An 18,704-nucleotide genomic window follows, 5' to 3' on the forward strand; every position below is an offset into this window, starting at 1 on the left:
GCCAGTTAAGACCCTCCCAGACTTGACAGAAATCAGGGCGAGGAGTGTACTGGTACACTATGAGCAAGCCCAATAAAACACCTGTAGACGCACCCAATTTCCTGAAGCAAATCATCGAAAAAGACCTTGAGACTGGCAAAGTCAAAGGCGAAGTGGTTACACGCTTCCCGCCAGAACCGAACGGATACCTGCACTTGGGTCACGCCAAGTCGATCTGTTTGAATTTCGGTCTGGCTCAGGAATATCAGGGTCGCTGCCATCTGCGTTTTGATGACACCAATCCAGAAACTGAAGAAACCGAATACGTTGAATCCATCCAGGAAGACGTCAAGTGGCTGGGCTTTGACTGGGGTGTTCATCTTTATTACGCGTCTGATTACTTTGAACAGATTTATCAGTGGGCTGAGCAGCTGATCAAAGACGGTAAGGCGTATGTTGATTCCCAGAGTGAAGAAGAAGTGCGCAAGAACCGTGGCGATTTCACAACTCCGGGCAAGGATTCTCCTCATCGCAGTCGTTCTGTCGAAGAAAACCTGGACTTGTTCCGTCGCATGCGTGCCGGTGAATTCGAGGAAGGTCAGCACATTCTGCGTGCGAAAATCGACATGCAGTCTCCGAATATGAACATGCGTGACCCGTTGTTGTACCGTATCCGTAAGGCGCATCACCACCGCACGGGTGACAAGTGGTGCATCTATCCGATGTACGACTATGCTCATCCATTGTCTGATGCGATGGAGCACATCACGCATTCTATCTGTACTTTGGAATTCCAGGATCACCGTCCGTTCTATGACTGGTGCGTTCAGAACGTGCCGGTTCCTGCAGAGCCTCATCAGTATGAGTTCGCGCGCATGAACATGACCTATCTGGTGATGAGCAAGCGCAAACTTTTGCAATTGGTCAGAGAAAAACTGGTTTCTGGCTGGGATGATCCGCGCATGCCGACTATTTCCGGTGTTCGCCGTCGTGGTTACACTCCGGAATCCATCCGTCGTTTTGCAAAACGCATCGGTGTGGCGAAATCTGAAAGCATCATCGAATACGATATTCTGGAAAGCTGTGTGCGTGAACACCTGGATGAAACGGCTCATCGTGCGATGGCGGTTTTGGATCCGATCAAAGTTGTGATCGAAAATCTGCCGGAGGGTCACAAAGAGCTGATTGAAACTTCTGTGCATCCGAAGAACACTGAATTGGGGAACCGTTCTTTGCCGTTCACCAAAGAAGTGTACATCGACGCGGCAGACTTCATGGAAAATCCGCCGGATGATTACTTCCGTTTGTCTCCGGGCAAGGAAGTTCGTCTGCGTAATGCTTATGTGATCAAATGCAAGGAAGTCATCAAAGATAACTCCGGCAAAGTGGTTGAACTGCGTTGTGAGTACGATCCAGTAACTTTGGGTGGCAAGCCGACAGCGGATGGTCGCAAAGTGAAAGGTATCGTTCACTGGGTTTCTGCAACGGATTGTGTGGATGCGGAAGTGCGTGTGTACGAGCGTCTGTTCAAAGTGGCAGATCCGGAAAATGTGCCAGATGGTCAGGACTTTAAAGTGAACCTGAATGCGAACTCTTTGAAAGTGATCAAGAACGCGAAGCTGGAAAAAGGTTTGCAGGATGCAAAACTTGAAAACCGCTACCAGTTTGAACGTGTGGGTTACTTCTGTCTGGATAGCAAGGATTCCAAGCCAGGGGCGCTGGTGTTCAACCGGGTTGTTGAGCTGGCATCCAGTCACTAAGAAATTGAAAATTCAAACGATGAAGGCAGCCCCCGGGCTGCCTTTGTTTTATAGGTGGTCGCTATGTTGTTTGCTGAAAATGTATATAAAACCCGTCAGGGTAAAGTGGCTGAAGCGTGGAAAAGCCTGCTGGGCCCGCAGGATCTGGTTCTGGTTCACAGTGGTGAAGCGGTACAGAAGCCAGGCGGTTTGGATCAGACTTATGATTTCCTGCCTCATCCTTCCTATTTCTGGCTGACCGGACATCGTCGTGACGAAGGTGTCATGGCTTATTCCGTTTCAGAGGGTTGGATTGAGCATCAACGTCCGCTCAGCCCCGTGGACATCGTCTGGGAGGGTGCGGAAGGAAACTTTGAATGCGAACACACCCTGGTGGATCTGCAAAAGAAACTGCAGGGCGGGGCTTATAAGCGCGTGTTCCATTTGGGCCAAACTTCTGAAAAAACTTTTACAGCTGAGACCTTTGAACTTTCCATCAAACTGGATCAGGTTCGCCGCTGCAAGGATGCTCAGGAAGTTCAGCTGATTCGCCAGATTGCTGGGATGGCCAATAAAGGCTATCAGGCTTTGCAAAATGCTTTGCGACCGGGAATCACCGAACGCGAGCTGCAGCTGCATTATGAAAACGCCGTATTGATGGCAGGTGCTGACAAGATGCCTTATGGGTCGATCGTGGGCAGTGGTGAAAATGCGGCGATCCTGCATGCAGTTCCCAGCAAAAAGAAAGTCGAGTCAGGCGAATTGGTTCTGGTCGATGCGGGCGCTGACGTTGAAGATTATTGTGTTGATATCACCCGCGTGTACGCGGTGGATGGCAAATTCACACAGCAGCAAAAAGACGTCTATGATCTGGTTCACGAAGCTTACAAGGCTTCGGTGGCGATGTGCCGTACGGGCACCCAGTGGCGTGATGTGCATATGAAATCCGCCCGTGTGATCGCCGAAGGTTTGCAGCAGTGGGGGATCTGGAAAAGCTCCGTGGATGCCGCTTTGGAATCGGGCGCGATTTCCGTTTTTTATCCGCACGGCGTGGGGCACTTGGTGGGTTTGAAAGTGCGTGACACTGGCAATCCGGAAAACGTAAATCCACAACGCTATTATGGCGCTCGTCTGCGTGTGGATTTGGAATTGAAGGAAAACTACTTGATCACCGTGGAACCAGGTTGTTATTTCGCCCGCGCGTTTATCGAAGACAAAGAGATCCGCGAAAAATACAAGGACCACATCCAGTGGTCCGAGGCCGAAAAGTGGAAATCCTTTGGCGGGGTTCGTCTGGAAGATGACATTCTGATCACGCAAGGTGAGGCCGAGAGCCTCACCAATGTCGTGCCGAAATAGTTCTAGTGCCCCAGTTTTTCAAGCCGGCTTTCAATACGTTCCAAACGTTTTTTTAAGTCGGCATTTTCAGCTTTCACCGAAGCCAGCTCTCGGCTCTGTTTTTCCAGCAGGGTCTTTGTTTTTAGAGTGTCATCAAACCACAGACGGTACAGATCCTTGATCGCATTCACCACCGCCCAATGAATCGGGTCGACGTTCAGCTCAAGATAGCCGTCTTTACGCTGTTTCACGGCATCTGGAATGACCTTTTTTACTTCCTGGGCGATGAAGCCCGTTTTTTCAAAGTCAGAACCCAGACCCAGTGGATTGTCTTTTTTATAGCTGTAACGAACCGTGTGCAGCTTTAGAACTTCATTCAGGCCATATTCATAGTCGCCATGAATGTCTTTAAGACGAACATCTGAAGCATTCGTCCATGCCGTGCCCGTGGATAGACCTGCTGTGCCAACTACGTGCAGAGTATATCCCGGATTCGTGATCCCGAGGCCGACATTTCCATCTCTTAAGACAATATCTTTTGGCGATGTTGTTCCTTTGAAGATGTAGTGTCCACCTGACGGTGCGCCGATTGAGCTTAAATCTGCGACAGTTGAGTGTTTGAAGTACATCGCAGCCCCGGTTCCGAGGCCCCCAATGTCGTCAGCCCCCACAAAGCCGATCTGTGCTTGGGATGATCCATTGCCACCACCGATGGCGCTGAAGTCTCCGACGACTTTCAGTTTAAGTACAGAGTGTTCTCCGTCTCGAGGGGAGCTACCCAAATCCACGACAAGTTTGCTGTCTGGAGTGGTGGTTCCAATGCCGACGCTACCACCGGCGGCCTGCATACCGATGTGGGCGTAAGTGCCGGCGTTATTTCCAGTTTGAAGCAGAATTGGACCAGCTGCTCCTGCGCCTGTGGCGTTGCCCGCAGTCATGCTGATTGAACCCGCATTTCCACCTTGCGCTCCCGATCCCGATGAAACCGTAACGTTACCGCCAGTTCTCGCTGTTGCTGTGCTGGCACCATTGGTGGCCGAAATTGAAATGGTTCCGCCATTGCCGTCTGTAGGAACTCCGCCGTACATCAGAATATTTCCGCCGGCTCCACTGGTGCTACCGCCAGTTCCTCCGCGGATAAAGACATTGGTCCCGCCCACGGTAGGCCCTGCGGATCCACCATAAACCAAGCGTGGGATGGACGGAGCGTCACTACTGCTTTCGCATACGACGCAAGTTGCGCCATTACATTGCGAACCTGGTGACACATTTCCAAGCGGTTTCCAGTTTCCAGGGCAGGAGCCAGATCCTGAAACAAAGGCCACGCCTTCGGGGAAGCCCACGTCATAGGCTGGTGCCTGGCAGGCGACCATTGTGACGGTCAGGCCGCCCAGCGCTATGCCTCCGCCTGTAACAAACCCCAAACTCGTCCATGAAGCAGGGCAGGCCATCATTGGAATAATTGAATTGGCGGGAATCAAAGCCGGTGTCGTCGGGCTTTGACAAAGCTTTGCGCTGCCACTGCCTGCGGGGGCCTGAATAGTGGGACCAGTGGGGCCTGCTCCGATTTGCTCTGTCCAACCAGTAGGGCAAGATTGGAAAACCATTTGTGAATTTGCCGGAACCGGAAGTCCGCTTCCCACAGAAACCCAACTGCCTCCGACGCAAACCTGAAACTTGCCTGTGGCGGAGTGATATTGGATTGTACCTGCACTTGCGGCATCACAGGAACCTGCGGCGATACGAATCGAGCCGTTGATGTCCATAGTGGCTTTCGGATTTGTGGTCCCGATACCGATCGCACCGCTATAATCGATTCTCATTTTTTCGGTAAGTGTGCCGCCAATTCCCGTGCGAATGATATAAGCTCCGCGCTCGTTACCTGCGGTCGCGGAACTCCAGACAGCGCCGGCATCAGCGGCTAATGTTGAAACTCCCGCATCGTTGGTTAAGTGGAACTGCTGAACAGCTCCGAACCCAGTATCAGCAGTGCCGCCACTGGCGGTGGCAAAAATACGAATCGGACCTGTTGAAATCGAGTTGTTGGTGCTGCCGGTGGTTCTGACATCAAAGCCTGTCGGGCTGGTTGATGCCACTTCAAGTTTCACCCCGGGATTTGTTGCGCCGATACCGACGTTCCCGCCGGGAAGGATGGTCATTGCCGCTGTGTTGTTGGCTTTTAATGTCAGACTTTGATTGTCGTTGGTGCCGATGGACGCGGCCACACCAAAATTGTTGCCACCATTGGAGTAAAGACCTGTGGCACCTGTGATCGGAAGATCCGAAGAAGCGATCGTTCTGAATGTCGGAGTTGCTGAGCCGGTTGTCGGGCCCGCCAGGAAAGTATTGGCAGACTGCGCGGCAAAGTTGCTGCCCGAAATCGTGATGCTGGAACAAGCAAACGAATCAGATCCGGAAATCCACACCACCGCCTGGCCCGCCGTACAACTGCTGGAAGGCCATGGGCTGAGCGAGTTCACATTCAGTAAGTCAGTATAAACAAGTTTGTTCGCGGTCCAAGCCCCGGCATTCCAGCGCAAGGTCTGACCATTTACAGTTCCGTTAGTGATCGAAATCGCCGGAGTTGTAGAGGCAGTTGCAACAGCCAGTGGGGCTGAAGCCGAAACAGTCGTCACCGTGCCCGCATTGGGAGTGATCCATTTTAATCCTGTAGCTTCGGCGTTGTCTGCTGCCAGAATCTGTCCATTGCTGCCGACACCCAAGCGGGTGGAGCCTGTGGCATCCCGGGCAATGATATCACCCTTGGTGGTTAAAGGACTTAAGGCGTTGAATCCCGCGGTTGCCGTGGTTTGGCCCGTTCCACCTTTGTTGACAGGAACCGCAGCCGAAAGATTTGCAGGATTGAGATTGGTCACAGCAGATCCATCGACATTCAGGATGACAGCACCCGAGGTGCCACCACCGGTCAGGCCGGTGCCAGCAATGACGTTGGTAATGGTGCCAGAGTTGCTGGTGTCTGCGGCAGGCGTCCATTTGCCACCAACGAATTTCAGGACCTCGCCCGCCGTTGGAGCAATTGCATCGACTTCAACACCTTTGATTTTATCAACCACGGTGGCACCTTGAGTGCCGCTGACATCACCGACCAGCGCGCCGGTGAAGCCCGCCGCACTTCCACTGATGTTGCCATCGATCTTGGCGCCTGCGATAGTGCCGGTGATCTGGCTTTCTGTGATCTGGATATTATAGCAATCAAACTTGTTGGCCGGGGTGACGAACACCAGGGATTGCCCCGCGGTACAACTGGTCGGGAACATGGTTGTATCGACTTTGTTTGTGAGCTGGGTTGAAAGGCCCGCAACATCCGTGATGGCCAATGAACTTGGCACCCAGGAACTGGTTCCATTGTATTTAAGGACTTGATTGGCTGTTGGCGCTGTCGCGTCCACCGCCACGCTTTGGATTTTTGTGGCATCGCCAAAGCGCGCATCATTTCCGGCAGCGACACTGCCAGCACCGGTGCCCACCGTGATGCTCAAGGCCGGGATGGAAGCCGTGCCACCCTTAACTAGGGGAGCCGACACATTGATGTCAATGATGGTGCCAGCACCGCCGGCATCATTTTGACACGCAAAGCTCGTCCCATTGTAAGTCAAATACTGCCCCACGGTGCAAGATGCCAGGTTGTCTTTTAAAACAAAGTCAGTCGGCAGACTGTCGCCAAGGCGGGCTGATGAATAAGAAAAAGAAGCAAAAGGCACAGAGCGGATTTCGGAAGGTGGAGTGATGGCTTTCCAACCGGACCCGTCATGGAATTGGACTTTTAAAATGCGTGTTTCATTTTCAGCTGGAGTGTACGTGCCCCCGGCCAAGCAGGGTAGAGCCACTGAGTTTTTGAAAGTATCCTGAATGCTTGCGGTGGGCCCCGTCGGGAAGCTGCGGGTTCCTGTTCCAATCGGCACGTCGAAGACACCGCCAGAGCCCTGCATGTTAATGCCATTGCGTTGTTCCTGATAGAATGTGCAGTTGCCGGACTGATTTGTGATTGAAAAGGCAAAGCTGACATTGTTGTATTCCAAAGCAGTTCCATCCACCTTCAGGATGCGTCCCTGATAAGTGAAAGAATCCGGAGCACCCCAGGACTTTGAGCCCGCGAAGACAGTAACGAACAATAGGCATATAGTTGATGGCTTCATGTTGATGAGATCGGGCTAACATGAAGCTTTCTTGATTCGCGAACGCCGATTAGTGCTCGTGATTACTTAAACAAGAGCAATTACTGACGAGTCTCCATTATAACTCGAAGTCTTCGGAGGCTTTAAGCCACGAAGACCATTTTTTAGAGTCATATTCCACGTCTAAATGTGGGACACTTTCATGGGCCTCCATGGAAGTGTCAAAGCCGTTGGCCTTTTCATCGCCCTCGCGCAAAGGCGCATGTTCGATGGCAGGGGAGCTGCCTGAAGCAGAACCTCTTAAGTCAGATTCCACATTCCATTTTGGACGAGTCAGTATTATTGCCACAATGAAAGCTGCGACGATCAGCACGATATAGCGTTTACGCATGCATCCCCCTCTCCCCAGGAAAGTCCTATTGCAAGGGTGTGCCGAGTGCTTCGGGGAATATAGCGGGACTACGGGAGCAATAAATTAGACAGTCCCCAGTCCCTAGACAAGACGTGGGTAATTGCCTGATTCTACGCTGGAAACATCAATGATGGAAAAGCAGATTGACCACTATTTGAACACAGCCGCGACGGAACCAGTCAGTACCGGTGTCACGGATGTAGTCATCCCGTTTGTCTTTTCATCGCCTTCTTTTTTGCAGATGGATCGATTCTTTTTAGGCTTCGTGTTCATTCTTTAATTCACCCTATACAAGTCAACGTTCAAAAAACAGGTCAATCAAAGCTGCGCCGATAGCGGCGATCAGTGTTGCTAGACATAAAGAGTGTCGATGACTGATACAGTTGGCAAGTGAAATGTTCCATGGGCTAGGAAAAAGGAACGATGTTTAGATACATATTTGTTTAGTTTGGGAGCAGGAGGATCATATATCGCACTTATTACGTAGGAGGAACTATGGAAACAAACGCAACAATGAATGTTGGAAAGAAGTTGGTTGAGCTTTGTAAGAAGGGCGACAACATGCAGGCCATCGATGAGCTCTATTCGCCCGATATTGAAAGTCATGAGGCGATGGATATGCCAGGCATGCCTGCAAAAATGCGCGGCCTGGAGGCGATTCGCAGAAAGAACAAGGACTTTGACGAACAAATGGAAATGCATGGCATCGAAGTGGAAGGTCCTTTCCCCTTCGGAGATCGTTTTGCCGTTCACTATAAAATGGACGCCACGGAAAAAAAGTCCAACAAGCGCATTCAAATGGAAGAAGTCGCCCTGTACACGGTGAAGGACGGCAAAATCATCAAAGAAGAGTTCTTCTATACGATGTGAGTTTATTCATGTTTTGATGAAAACACACTGAGTATCAGCAGTGTTCCCGATTAAGTTTGCGAAATCATCAAGACGTCCCAGAGGTGAGAGCTGGTGGATTTGATTCTGCATTTATAGAATCAATCTGTGAACAAACTAGCTCTTTCCTTTTTCGTATTTCTTATTCTGACTGCCGGGGTCAGTCAGGCCCGCACATACAACGTGGCAGTTCTCTATTGGAGCATGAAGATTCCGGGCCAAGTGGCCATGCGCGAAGGATTTGAAGAAGAAGTCACTGCGTACAATAAGGCTAATGAAGAAAACAAAATTAAATTGACACCCTACGTGGCCGGCGAAGGTCGCGAGGGGCTGCTTAAGCAAATCGAACAGCTGGATCTGGCGGTGAAGTCGGCTCCCGATGCTATCGTCATTCAGCCCGCAGATATCACCATCCTTAGCCGCGGTGTGCAGGATGCCAACAGTAAAAATATTCCGGTCTTTGTCTATGACCAATACATCATTAATGCGAAGATGACATCGTACATCAGCAGCGACAATTATCAGGCGGGCTGGGACAACGGTCTTTATATCGACAGTCAGTTTCCTCCGGATAAAGTTTTAAGAATCGTGCCCTTTGAATACTTCCGGGTGTCTGCAACCGTAGAACGCATGGACGGTTTCTTTGATGCTCTTCGCAGTCGGGACCGCAAGTTCACGGTGCTGGGGCACTTCGAAGCGGTAGAGCCTGTGGGCGGGTTGAAGGCCGCTCAGGAATACATGAAAAAATTCAAGCGGGGCAGTGTGGATGTGATCTTCACCAATAATGACGGTGGGGGATTGATCATCGTCAAAACTTTGTGGGATGACGGGCGCAAGAAACTGATTCATGCCACGGTCGACGGGGATCCTGCCTCTATTGAAAACATCAAGAACAAAAAAATGACGGTGATTGATTCAGCTCAGTTCTGCGGAGAGCTGGGGCGCGAAACTGCGCGCACGATGATTCAATTTTTCCAAAACGGTAAAGTTGAGCCGGTGAAATTCATTCCCACATTCCCGGTCACTTTGGAAACCCTGAAAAACTATCCGGGCTGGATGGGGCGTCCGACTGAAAAAGTTCGCTTCCAGTCCTTACGTGATCTTCATATCAAAGAGGCCAAGCCAGGCAAACTCAAACGCGGGGCCGTTATCAAAGTGGGGCTGACACCGTCGTGTCCTTATTTATGTGAAATGGGGCCCGCGGGGTGGTCGGGGTATCTGTACGACATTCTTGAAAGCGCCGCCAAAGCAAACAATCTTAAATTCGAGATCGTCAAGCTGCCCAGTGAGAAACTGTTGTCGGCTTTGCAGAACCAGCAGGTTCACTTTGTGATCAGTCCTATTTCCAAGGTTCGTTATACTCCGGATGTGCGTATCGTGGGCCCCAAACTGGGGATGAGTCTTGCGGGGGCGTTGTTCACTCCGGGAGTAAAACTGCAATTGGTGGATTCTGATTCTTTAGCGGACAAACGCATCGTCTTTGCTCAACTGGCCCATGAAAACCCCATGCAGCTGCCGCCATCTGATTTCAACCGTTCACTAAAGATATCAGGTGGCGAGATCGGCGACCGCATGACCAAATTGATCGCCGAAAGACGCGTGGATCTTGCTTTGGGGGACTATAATGTTCTTCGCTACAATATGTTGCGCCGCCAACTGCTCAGTTTTGAAATTCAACCGACGTCTTTGGCTGGTTATAATGCCCTTGTTCTGGTGGGGCATCCTAAAGATCCTGAGTACGGCGGGCTGCCGCTGATACTGAATCAATGGTTCGATACTCACCGCGCGTCAGGAAAGTTGGAAAAAATTCTTAAGAAATACAACCTGAAGGACTGGAACATCTTTGCTTTGTAGCAGTTTTTCGACATATGATTTTCATGGAAAATGGAGTTTCTATGAAAACACTGGGATTGTCTTTGTTCTTTCTGGCAAGTTCTTCCTGGGCTTTGCCGTCCTATCAAGCGCCGGAAATGCAGGTGCGCGCGCACTATCGCAATGCCTACAATCTGCCGCCTTTGACTTACCTGAGCAACACGTCGCCTTCCATCAACAATCACGGTGATGTGACCTTAAAGCTGATGGCCGTGGACGGAACCCCGAATCAGGCGGTGTGGTTCAAAGCCAAGAATCACAGCAAATGGCAGATCGTTTTTGTGGCGCCGGAAGATCGTTACGTCTCAGATCCCACCGTGAATGATCGCGGCGAAATCACTTACAGCTCTTACACGGAAGTGATGAGTGACGGATTGTATGTGTTCGATACAAAATCTGGAACAACTGTCGAAAAACTTTCTGGTCCTGCCAATAAAATGGTCTACATGGCCTATGTGCAGACCTTGAATGACGGAACTTCGGTGTTCCGGGGGATGGGGACGGAGTTTGACCGTGGCTTCTATGAAGTCAACGGCGGCCTGAAAACCATCGCAATGGAAGGTCAGAAAAACTTTGGCACACCTTCAGCGTATTTGTTCAAACCAGCCGTGAATGATCAAAAACACTGGGCCTTCAAAGTTCGTGTGGGTGAGCGCGGTGAAATCGGCAATGAACAATCTGATCAGATCCTGCTGGTGAAGCCAACACCTCAAGGGTATGACAAGATCATCGTGGCTCAGGACAATAAAAGTGATGTGACTTCTCCGTTCACCGGATTTGGCAACGGAGTGACCATGGCACAAAACGGCCTGGTGGCTTTCGTGGGGCATGACCAGAGCAACATCAAGTCGCTGATTCTTTGGGAAAACGGCAATCTCACAACCCTGGTCCGTGAAGGACAGAACGGAATTTCTGAACTTGAGCTGTTTTCGCCGAAAGTGAATTCCAACGGTGTGGTGGCGTTCCGGGCAAAGAATGAAAAGGGCCTGCGTGGAATTTACGTGGTATCAAAGGACGGCATCAAACGCCTGATCGGTGAAGGCGACAGCATCCCGACCGATCTGGGGCCGGGGCAGATTCTGCAAAGAAAAGACTTCCCGGGCTTTGCCGGTGATGTCGACATCAATGAAAAGAATGAAGTGGTCTTTGCCTGCGTGGTGGCGACCACCGACAATCAGATCACCGGGGATGCGGTTTACCGCATTTCCCCGGCGGGTCTTTAACGGGCACATTCCTGCAACAGGCGGGCACAACGATCCAGAATGGTGGCGCGGATTTTTTCGCGCTGCTCTGAAAATTCGGGATGCTGGCTGGTTTGCACGATTTTATAAAGGCTGATAGTTCTGACAAGATCTATCAGCCTTTGTTTTTCCGGCCCCCGTGACAGCGGATACTTCGGGATCTCGCGGTTCAGGGTCACGGCTTTTTCGACGGCTTCCGTCCAGTCAATCTCGGTCTGGGTTAGATAGATGGTCGGGACAAAGCCGTTTTTTTTGATCGTCTGTTCTTCGTTTTTAAGCTGAGTGTTCAACCAGCGCAGTTCATTGATGATGGCAGTGAATTCAGCATCATGTTTTTTTCCAAACAGGCCGAATACGGTTTTTTTCCAGGCCGCGCAGAAATCTTCAAAATCAATGTTTTCGGCTTTTTCAAAATAAGAAGGGTGAGTGATGGAGTGCATGGTTTTGCTTAAGACATCCATTGAAATCACGGCGCTGTCGGTTTTATGTCCCAAACGCATCAGATTGTGGGCCCAGCTTACAATGTTTGTGACCGAATGGTTGTTGACCAGGCCACTGCGGAAATTCAGATGAAAACCCTCATAGACGGCTATGCTCATGGGGCGATCCAGCAGTTGATCCATGTGAGATTTGCGGCGTTCGCTGCGAGCCATCGCAAAGAAACTTTCCAGATGGTCCGAGAACTTTTCAAAGGACTCGTTCCACAGGCCTTCATTCTGACAGGTTTTATAAAGTTGAAAGGCTTTGGCAGGAGTTGGCTCGGCCTCTTCCAGAAGGGCATTGATTTTTTGTTCCAGTAAACGTGGGAATGAATGCCATAGTTCCTTGATCATGGACTAAAGAATAGCACGTCTCTGACAGAGATACTGATTTCCATTTTTTGTCGAAATATTTGACGATTCCCCTCTGAAAAGCACTTAATGCCACTTCACAAATTACTGCGTGGATCTTTGCCGCTCTTTGATGGGGGATTTAGTATAATAGTACTGAACAAGGAGGTTGCTCTATGTTGTTTTCTAAACCTTTTAAATCAGTTTGTGCGCTTTCCATGGCGGCATTCATTTCTCAGGCACCCGCAGTGGCTTTTGCTGAAGTCAACCGCATGATTCCCACCACGACGCTTATTGAAGAGCTGAATCGGGAAGAGGCCACGGCCCAAGTACAGGATTTTTTAAGCCGTGATGATGTGCAGGCAGCCCTGATTCAGCGTGGACTTTCACCGGCAGAAGCCTCTGAACGACTGGCCAGCCTTTCGGTGGCCGAGCTGAATGACCTGTCAAAACAGGTCCAGGAAGCCAAAGCCGGGGGCGACATTCTGGTGACCATTCTTATTGTGGTTCTGATCATCTTCCTGATTAAGCGAATCTAAGATGAATTTTATCTGGCAAGTAACTGGAATAGCTTTAATCACTGCGGGGTGTGCCAGCACAACTCCGCAGGTGGATTCGTTGACTCTGTCTTCAGTGATTCCGCAGAAAACAGAAATTTCCGGCGTGCCGTTCATTGAACAAAGTGAAGGACACTGTGGTCCGGCCACATTGACGATGGCTTTGCAGTGGGCGGGTAACAGCGTCTCGCTGGCGACAGTGACTTCGCAGGTCTATACTCCTGGCATGAAGGGCAGTCTGCAAACTGACATGATCAGTGCGGCTCGACGCCAGGGGATGGTGGCTGTGCCGGTCACGGGTGTTCAGAACCTGTTGCGCGAAGTGCGCGGCGGGCACCCGGTGATTGTTTTTGAAAACCTGGCGCTCAGCTGGCTTCCGCAGTGGCATTATGCCATTGTCTATGGGTTTGATCCCGCCAGCGAAGAAGTGACTATGCACTCAGGTCCTGAATCTGGAAAGCGCTGGGATATCCGCAAGTTTGAACGCTCGTGGAAGCTGGGGGACTATTGGGGGCTGGTGGTGCTGCCTCCGGGGCAGTTGTCGGTCACAGCATCAGAGCGAGCGCACGTGACGGCTGCCGCAGCCTTAGAGTCTTTGGGAAAAAACTTGGAAGCTGAAAAGGCCTATCAAAGTATTCTTGCGCGCTGGCCGCAAAGTCTGGCGGCCTATGTGGGGCTGGGGAATATTCATTTTTCTCGAAAGCAATATTCGCAGGCGATCCGCAACTTGCAGAAAGCCACCTCTTTGCAGCCAGAGTCGGCTGTGGTTTGGTATAACTTAACGATGGCTCAAGCTGCTTTGGGGCAGATTTCAGAGGCGCGGAAGAGCGCCAAGCAGGCTTTGCGCTTTGCTGCGCCAGAATCAAAAAATCTTTACTCTCAAAATTTGCGGTCCTATTTGGATAAATAGTGATTGTTGACAGCCTTTCCGGGGGGCGATGACGGTTTCAGGAAGCTCTTTTACCATGGTGGGGGGAGCTTTCATGCCAGCAGAACAGGAAATGAACAATCAGCTGTGGCGTCGTTACAAGACCATTTTTGAATCCAAAATGGTGGGTATCCTTTCGACTGATATGAATGGCCAGATTCTGGATGCAAACGACTATTTTTTGGAAATGGTCGGTTATGGTCGCGACGATCTGAAAGCCGGAAAATTGAACTGGAAAACACTGACTCATCCCAAGTATCTAGCGCAAAGCCAGCACGTGGCCGAGCTTTTAAGAACCACGGGATCTGTGCCGGTATTTGAAAAAGAATACATTCACAAAGATGGTCATCTGGTACCGGTGCGGCTGGGCCTGACAATGTTTGAAGACGGAACCGTGATCACTCTGGTTCAGGACGTCACCCAGCAAAAAGACAGCGAACGAAAGCTTGAAGAGGCCAAAGCTCAATTGGAGGAACGCGTAGCCGAACGCACCCGGCAACTGGTTGAATCAGAATCATTTCTGGCGGCGATATTTGAAAATATGCCCACGATGGTTTTTGTTAAAGATGCCCAGGATCTGCGTTTTGTCCGGTTCAACAAAGCGGGTGAAGATCTGATTGGTATTCCACGGGCGCAGTTGATTGGAAAAAATGACTATGATTTTTTCTCGAAGGAACAGGCGGACTTTTTCACCTCCAAGGACCGCGATGTTTTGAAAGAATCCCGCGTCGTGGATATTCCTGAAGAGGAAATCAACACCACACGCGGTGTGCGCTATTTGCACACCCGCAAAATTCCAGTTTTTGACAAGGAAGGCCGTGCCCAGTATTTGCTGGGGGTTTCTGAAGACATCACCGAACTGAAGATGGCGGAAAAACAGCGGGCCGTTCTGGTCAAAGAGCAGATCGCACGCAGTGCTGCTGAACAGCGCGCCCAGCATATGGGCTTTTTGTCAGACCTGACCTTTGCGATGACGCAGTCTTTTGATCTGGAAAATATTCTAAAGGCTTTCACCGAAAAATCCATTCCGACACTGGCGGATATCTGCATTGTGGATTTGATGGATGAAGAGGGTACAGAGATTTCCCACACTCAGGTCGCAGCTAAAGAGCGGGAAGATACCGAGTTCATTCAGCGCTGGCGGGAGCGCTTCCCCATGCGCTGGGATGCTCCGTATGGGGCCGCCGAGGTCATGCGCTCCCGCAAAACTGAAATTATCAATGATGTGAATCTGGATCAGTTTTTGAAAGCTGCATTCGGCCCTGAGGCAGCCATGACTGAACGGCCCATTCACGCCGAAGCCTTTATGACCGTTCCGATTTTACTGCGCGATGAAAAGCCTCTGGGGGCCATCAGTCTGATTTCGACTTCCGCCACAAGGCACTTTTCCGCGATAGATCAAAGCATGGCCGAGGAAATCGGCCGTCGTCTGGCGGTATTGATTGAAAACTCGCGGCTTTATTACCGGGCCCAGGAAGCCAGTCGCGCCAAGACCGCATTTTTAGCCAACGTCAGTCACGAAATTCGCACTCCGTTGGGGGCCATGCTGGGTTTTGCCGAGATTTTGAAAGAGGATGAAAGCCTGCGGGAAGAACAGAAAGAGGCCGTCGAAACAGTGTTGCGCAACGGACAGCAACTGCTGCACATCGTGGACGAGATTTTGGATATTTCGAAAGTGGAGTCTGAACGGATTCAGATTGAAAGCATCGTTTTTGATCTGCCGGATCTTTTGCGGGATGTGATACACCTGCTGCGCGGGCGCGCCGAAGAAAAGGGCATCGAATTAAGGCTTCGTTTGGGGGATTTGCCGAAAAAGATCAAGTCTGATCCCACAAGACTTCGTCAGATCCTGATCAATGTGATCGGTAACGCCATCAAGTTCACGGATACGGGATACGTCGAGATGGAAGCTCGCTCACGCAATGGCAAACGTCGTGACGGGCGTCAGCGCATCGAGTTTCTGGTTACTGATACGGGAATTGGGATTTCAGCCGAACAACGCAACAACCTGTTTCAGCCTTTTTCCCAAGCGGACAGCTCGACCACGCGCCGCTTTGGTGGAACGGGCCTTGGCCTGTTTCTTTCTCGCAAGCTTGCACGGCTGTTGGGCGGGGACGTGATCTTAAACACCAGCTCCGCCGGGATCGGCAGCAGTTTCCTGATTTCAATTTTAGGCAAGGAAGTGACTGGAATTCAGGGGACAGATCATCGCAAAAAGAGCGAAGACGCGGTGGTCGTGTCGGCCAAACAGGTTGAAAGCATTTTGGTGGTGGACGATGCCGTGGACAATCGCGAGCTGTTCAGACGATTCATTGTTCGCGCCGGAGTTCCGGAAAACCGTATCGAGACCGCAGAAAATGGTGCCGAAGCCGTGCGCAAGGCCCTGGACAAACCCTACAGTCTGATTCTGATGGACATTCAAATGCCCGAGATGGACGGATTCCAGGCGCTGAAAAAACTGCGCACACAAGGTTATCGGGGACCTATCGTCGCATTGACTGCCCATGCGATGAAGGGCGATCGCGAAAAATGCCTGGCTGCGGGGTTTGACGGCTATTTGCAAAAACCTTTGGATCGGACAGAATTGAAGCGGGTGTTAAGTCTGGATTTTCCAAAGCCGAAGTCGCCTGAGGCCGAGCTTTAGTTCAGCGGTCCCTGCACTCGGGTCAGGATATCATTCAAGAGATTCATATCAACGGGCTTGCTTAAGTATCCGTCAAAGCCATACTCCATGGACTTTTTCTGTCCTTCAACGCTTGCTTGGGCGGTCAAAGCCACAATCGGTCGCTTGTAGCCCTTGTTGCGCAGGTGGGTGGTGGCCTTATACCCGTCCATCACAGGCATTTTAATATCCATCAGGATCACATCAAACGGGCGGGCCATGGCTTTGTTGACGGCCTCTTCGCCGTTTTCCGCGGTGTCGACATCGGCACCCTGCTTTTGCAGATAGCGGTTCATCAGCAGACGCAGGTCTTCTGAATCATCCACCACCAGCACACGACGGTCTTTCAGGAATCCGGTTTCTTTGGCGATTTTCACGCGGTCTAAAGTCTGAACTTTTTGTTTCGAAGGCGCCACCAGTTTCAAGTCGTGAACCGGTCCCACATTCAGGGACAGTTCAAAGGTGCTGCCTTTACCCGGCGCGGAAGTGACCAGTCGCAAACGTCCGTTCATCATGCGCGCGAGACGTTCAGAAAGCGCCAGTCCCAACCCCGAGCCCTGCACCCGTTGAACTTCCGCGCTTTCACCACGAACAAAGGGCTGGAACAGATTGTTTTGTGTGGCTTCGTCCATCCCCATTCCGGTATCAGTCACACAGATGGTAAGATGTCCGGTGTTGTTCGTGTCAGAATAAAAAGCCACGCGCACCGTGATGGTGCCTTGATGGGTGAACTTCACGGCGTTGGACAAAAGATTGATCAGCACCTGCCGAAAGCGGACAGAGTCAGAATCGATGATCTCGGGAATCTGGGATTCATAGTAAATCTGGATGTCATGTTTTTGATCCTCCAGCGCCGAACGAATGACACTCAAAGAGTCCTCCAGTTCACGCGCCGGATTCATCGGGGCTTTTTGAATATACAAACGATTGGTTTCGATCTTGGAAAGATCCAGCAGATCATTGACCAGCGAGGCCATGAAATTTCCCTGACGGTGAATGGACTGCACATCCCGGCGGCTTTGATCATCCAGGTGAGGGTTGCGCAACAGGGTGTCAGCAAACCCCAGGATCGCAGCCAGTGGAGTGCGAATTTCGTGGCTGGCATTGGCAAGCAAAACGGATTTGGCGTTGTTGGCAGCTTCGTGCAGGTCACGTTCACGGCGCAAAAGTTCTTCGTTGCGTTTGGTGGTGATGTCCCAGGCGATCCCGGTGGCGCGATAAGGCACATTGTCCGAGTTGCGATAGAAGCGGCCTTTCAGAGCCACGTGACGGGCGGAACCAAACCTGTCGGTCAGGATGGCTTCCGTATCCAGCTCCAGGGTGGTACTGCGGTTTTCTTTCAGCAGGGTCTTCAGCTGTTCGGTACCCTGCGGGAACAAAGCCGCGTTGCCTTCGCAGTGCAAGCTGTCGGTGACCATGTCCCAGTCCCAGGTCAAAGCATCGGAAGACGCCATGGACATGCGCAGATGCTCTTCATTTTTTTGCAGCTTCGTATCCAGAGTCAGAAGCTTGATGATCGCCTGATTCAGGTTTTTACCCATGACAATCATCAGCCCGCAGTAAACCATCACCAGCATGCCCACCAGCAGATGGTGCTGCTGTCCTGAAGTCACGTAGCCAATTCCCCAGCCCAGCATCGCGGGCGCCACAACACACATCATTGCCACGCGGGATGACACATAGGTGATCATGGCTCCAGCTGACATGGAGCACACCAGCAGCGCTGTCAGAATTTGCTGAGTGGTGGATCCGTAGGGCGCAACCAATCCCACAGCCGCCCAGCAAAGACCCGACACCAGCAGCAGTCCGCACATGGTGCGATGCCAGAAATGGGTTTCATCCACATGGCGCAACGTGGGTTTCACCCGGTTCCAGCGATACAGCATCGACAGGCGGATCAGCACCGAAGTGAACAGCACAGACACCCAGGTGATTGAAAACGCATGGGAGACATTGTTCCAGGAGATATACAAAAAGGCCGCGGCATTGGCGAAAATGACGATCACGCCATTGATGTTCTGGCGATAGATAAGATCAATCTTGCGAACAGCCAAATCCAGGGATTCGTAATTGGAATTGTTCGAAGTGAGGGATGGAAGATCCGTTTTGTTCGCCATTTGAC

General features: G+C 51.2%; 13 protein-coding genes. 8 read left to right on the forward strand and 5 right to left on the reverse strand.

The genetic code is table 11. The features are described 5' to 3' along the window. Positions 1-59: 59 nt before the first annotated feature. Both BDT_RS06820 and BDT_RS06825 read left to right on the forward strand, forming a co-directional pair. A complete protein-coding gene (locus BDT_RS06820; RefSeq protein WP_015090510.1) occupies positions 60-1,739 on the forward strand; it encodes a glutamine--tRNA ligase/YqeY domain fusion protein in 1,680 nt (559 codons plus the stop codon). A 63-nt stretch (positions 1,740-1,802) separates the two neighbouring features. Beyond that, on the forward strand, positions 1,803-3,077 hold the full coding sequence (locus BDT_RS06825; RefSeq protein WP_015090511.1) for an aminopeptidase P family protein: 1,275 nt from the start codon (positions 1,803-1,805) through the stop codon (positions 3,075-3,077). A 2-nt stretch (positions 3,078-3,079) separates the two neighbouring features. On the opposite strand, the gene BDT_RS19450 is transcribed toward BDT_RS06825, so the two are convergent. The 3 genes from BDT_RS19450 to BDT_RS19455 form a co-directional block, all read right to left on the reverse strand. After that, complete coding sequence (locus BDT_RS19450) at positions 3,080-7,213, reverse strand: tail fiber domain-containing protein (protein ID WP_080602350.1); 4,134 nt, start codon at positions 7,211-7,213, stop codon at positions 3,080-3,082. Between the two features lie 97 nt (positions 7,214-7,310). Next, complete coding sequence (locus BDT_RS06835) at positions 7,311-7,583, reverse strand: hypothetical protein (RefSeq protein ID WP_015090513.1); 273 nt, start codon at positions 7,581-7,583, stop codon at positions 7,311-7,313. Positions 7,584-7,754: 171 nt separating this feature from the next. Next, the gene (locus BDT_RS19455) at positions 7,755-7,877 is read right to left on the reverse strand and encodes a hypothetical protein (RefSeq protein ID WP_015090514.1); all 123 of its coding nucleotides are present in this window, start codon (positions 7,875-7,877) and stop codon (positions 7,755-7,757) included. 222 nt (positions 7,878-8,099) lie between these two features. On the opposite strand from BDT_RS19455, the gene BDT_RS06840 reads away from it, so the two are divergent. The 3 genes from BDT_RS06840 to BDT_RS06850 all read left to right on the forward strand — a co-directional run bounded on the left by BDT_RS06840 (position 8,100) and on the right by BDT_RS06850 (position 11,587). Next, complete coding sequence (locus BDT_RS06840; protein ID WP_051026281.1) at positions 8,100-8,474, forward strand: nuclear transport factor 2 family protein; 375 nt, start codon at positions 8,100-8,102, stop codon at positions 8,472-8,474. Between the two features lie 126 nt (positions 8,475-8,600). Further along, on the forward strand, positions 8,601-10,346 hold the full coding sequence (locus tag BDT_RS06845; protein ID WP_015090516.1) for a substrate-binding domain-containing protein: 1,746 nt from the start codon (positions 8,601-8,603) through the stop codon (positions 10,344-10,346). Between the two features lie 41 nt (positions 10,347-10,387). After that, the gene (locus BDT_RS06850; RefSeq protein WP_148278747.1) at positions 10,388-11,587 is read left to right on the forward strand and encodes a DUF7453 family protein; all 1,200 of its coding nucleotides are present in this window, start codon (positions 10,388-10,390) and stop codon (positions 11,585-11,587) included. Here BDT_RS06850 and BDT_RS06855 read toward each other — a convergent pair. Then, complete coding sequence (locus tag BDT_RS06855; protein WP_015090518.1) at positions 11,584-12,438, reverse strand: hypothetical protein; 855 nt, start codon at positions 12,436-12,438, stop codon at positions 11,584-11,586. The two genes, BDT_RS06850 and BDT_RS06855, sit on opposite strands and share 4 nt — an antisense overlap. A gap of 173 nt (positions 12,439-12,611) precedes the next feature. Here BDT_RS06855 and BDT_RS06860 point away from each other — a divergent pair, with 173 nt between their 5' ends. From BDT_RS06860 to BDT_RS06870, 3 genes are all read left to right on the forward strand, one after another. Next, positions 12,612-12,974: a PA2779 family protein gene (locus BDT_RS06860; RefSeq protein ID WP_015090519.1), complete on the forward strand. Its 363-nt coding sequence runs from the start codon at positions 12,612-12,614 to the stop codon at positions 12,972-12,974. A gap of 1 nt (position 12,975) precedes the next feature. Further along, positions 12,976-13,902, forward strand: a complete 927-nt coding sequence (locus BDT_RS06865; RefSeq protein WP_080602351.1) for a PA2778 family cysteine peptidase — start codon at positions 12,976-12,978, stop codon at positions 13,900-13,902. 73 nt (positions 13,903-13,975) lie between these two features. After that, on the forward strand, positions 13,976-16,564 hold the full coding sequence (locus tag BDT_RS06870; protein ID WP_148278748.1) for a PAS domain-containing hybrid sensor histidine kinase/response regulator: 2,589 nt from the start codon (positions 13,976-13,978) through the stop codon (positions 16,562-16,564). On the opposite strand, the gene BDT_RS06875 is transcribed toward BDT_RS06870, so the two are convergent. Further along, positions 16,561-18,699 carry a hybrid sensor histidine kinase/response regulator gene (locus BDT_RS06875; RefSeq protein WP_015090522.1) on the reverse strand — a complete coding sequence of 713 codons (2,139 nt, stop codon included), beginning with the start codon at positions 18,697-18,699 and terminating at the stop codon, positions 16,561-16,563. The two genes, BDT_RS06870 and BDT_RS06875, sit on opposite strands and share 4 nt — an antisense overlap. Between the last annotated feature and the right edge of the window lie 5 nt (positions 18,700-18,704).

Source organism: Bdellovibrio bacteriovorus str. Tiberius (genome assembly GCF_000317895.1).
Lineage (GTDB): Bacteria > Bdellovibrionota > Bdellovibrionia > Bdellovibrionales > Bdellovibrionaceae > Bdellovibrio > Bdellovibrio bacteriovorus_F.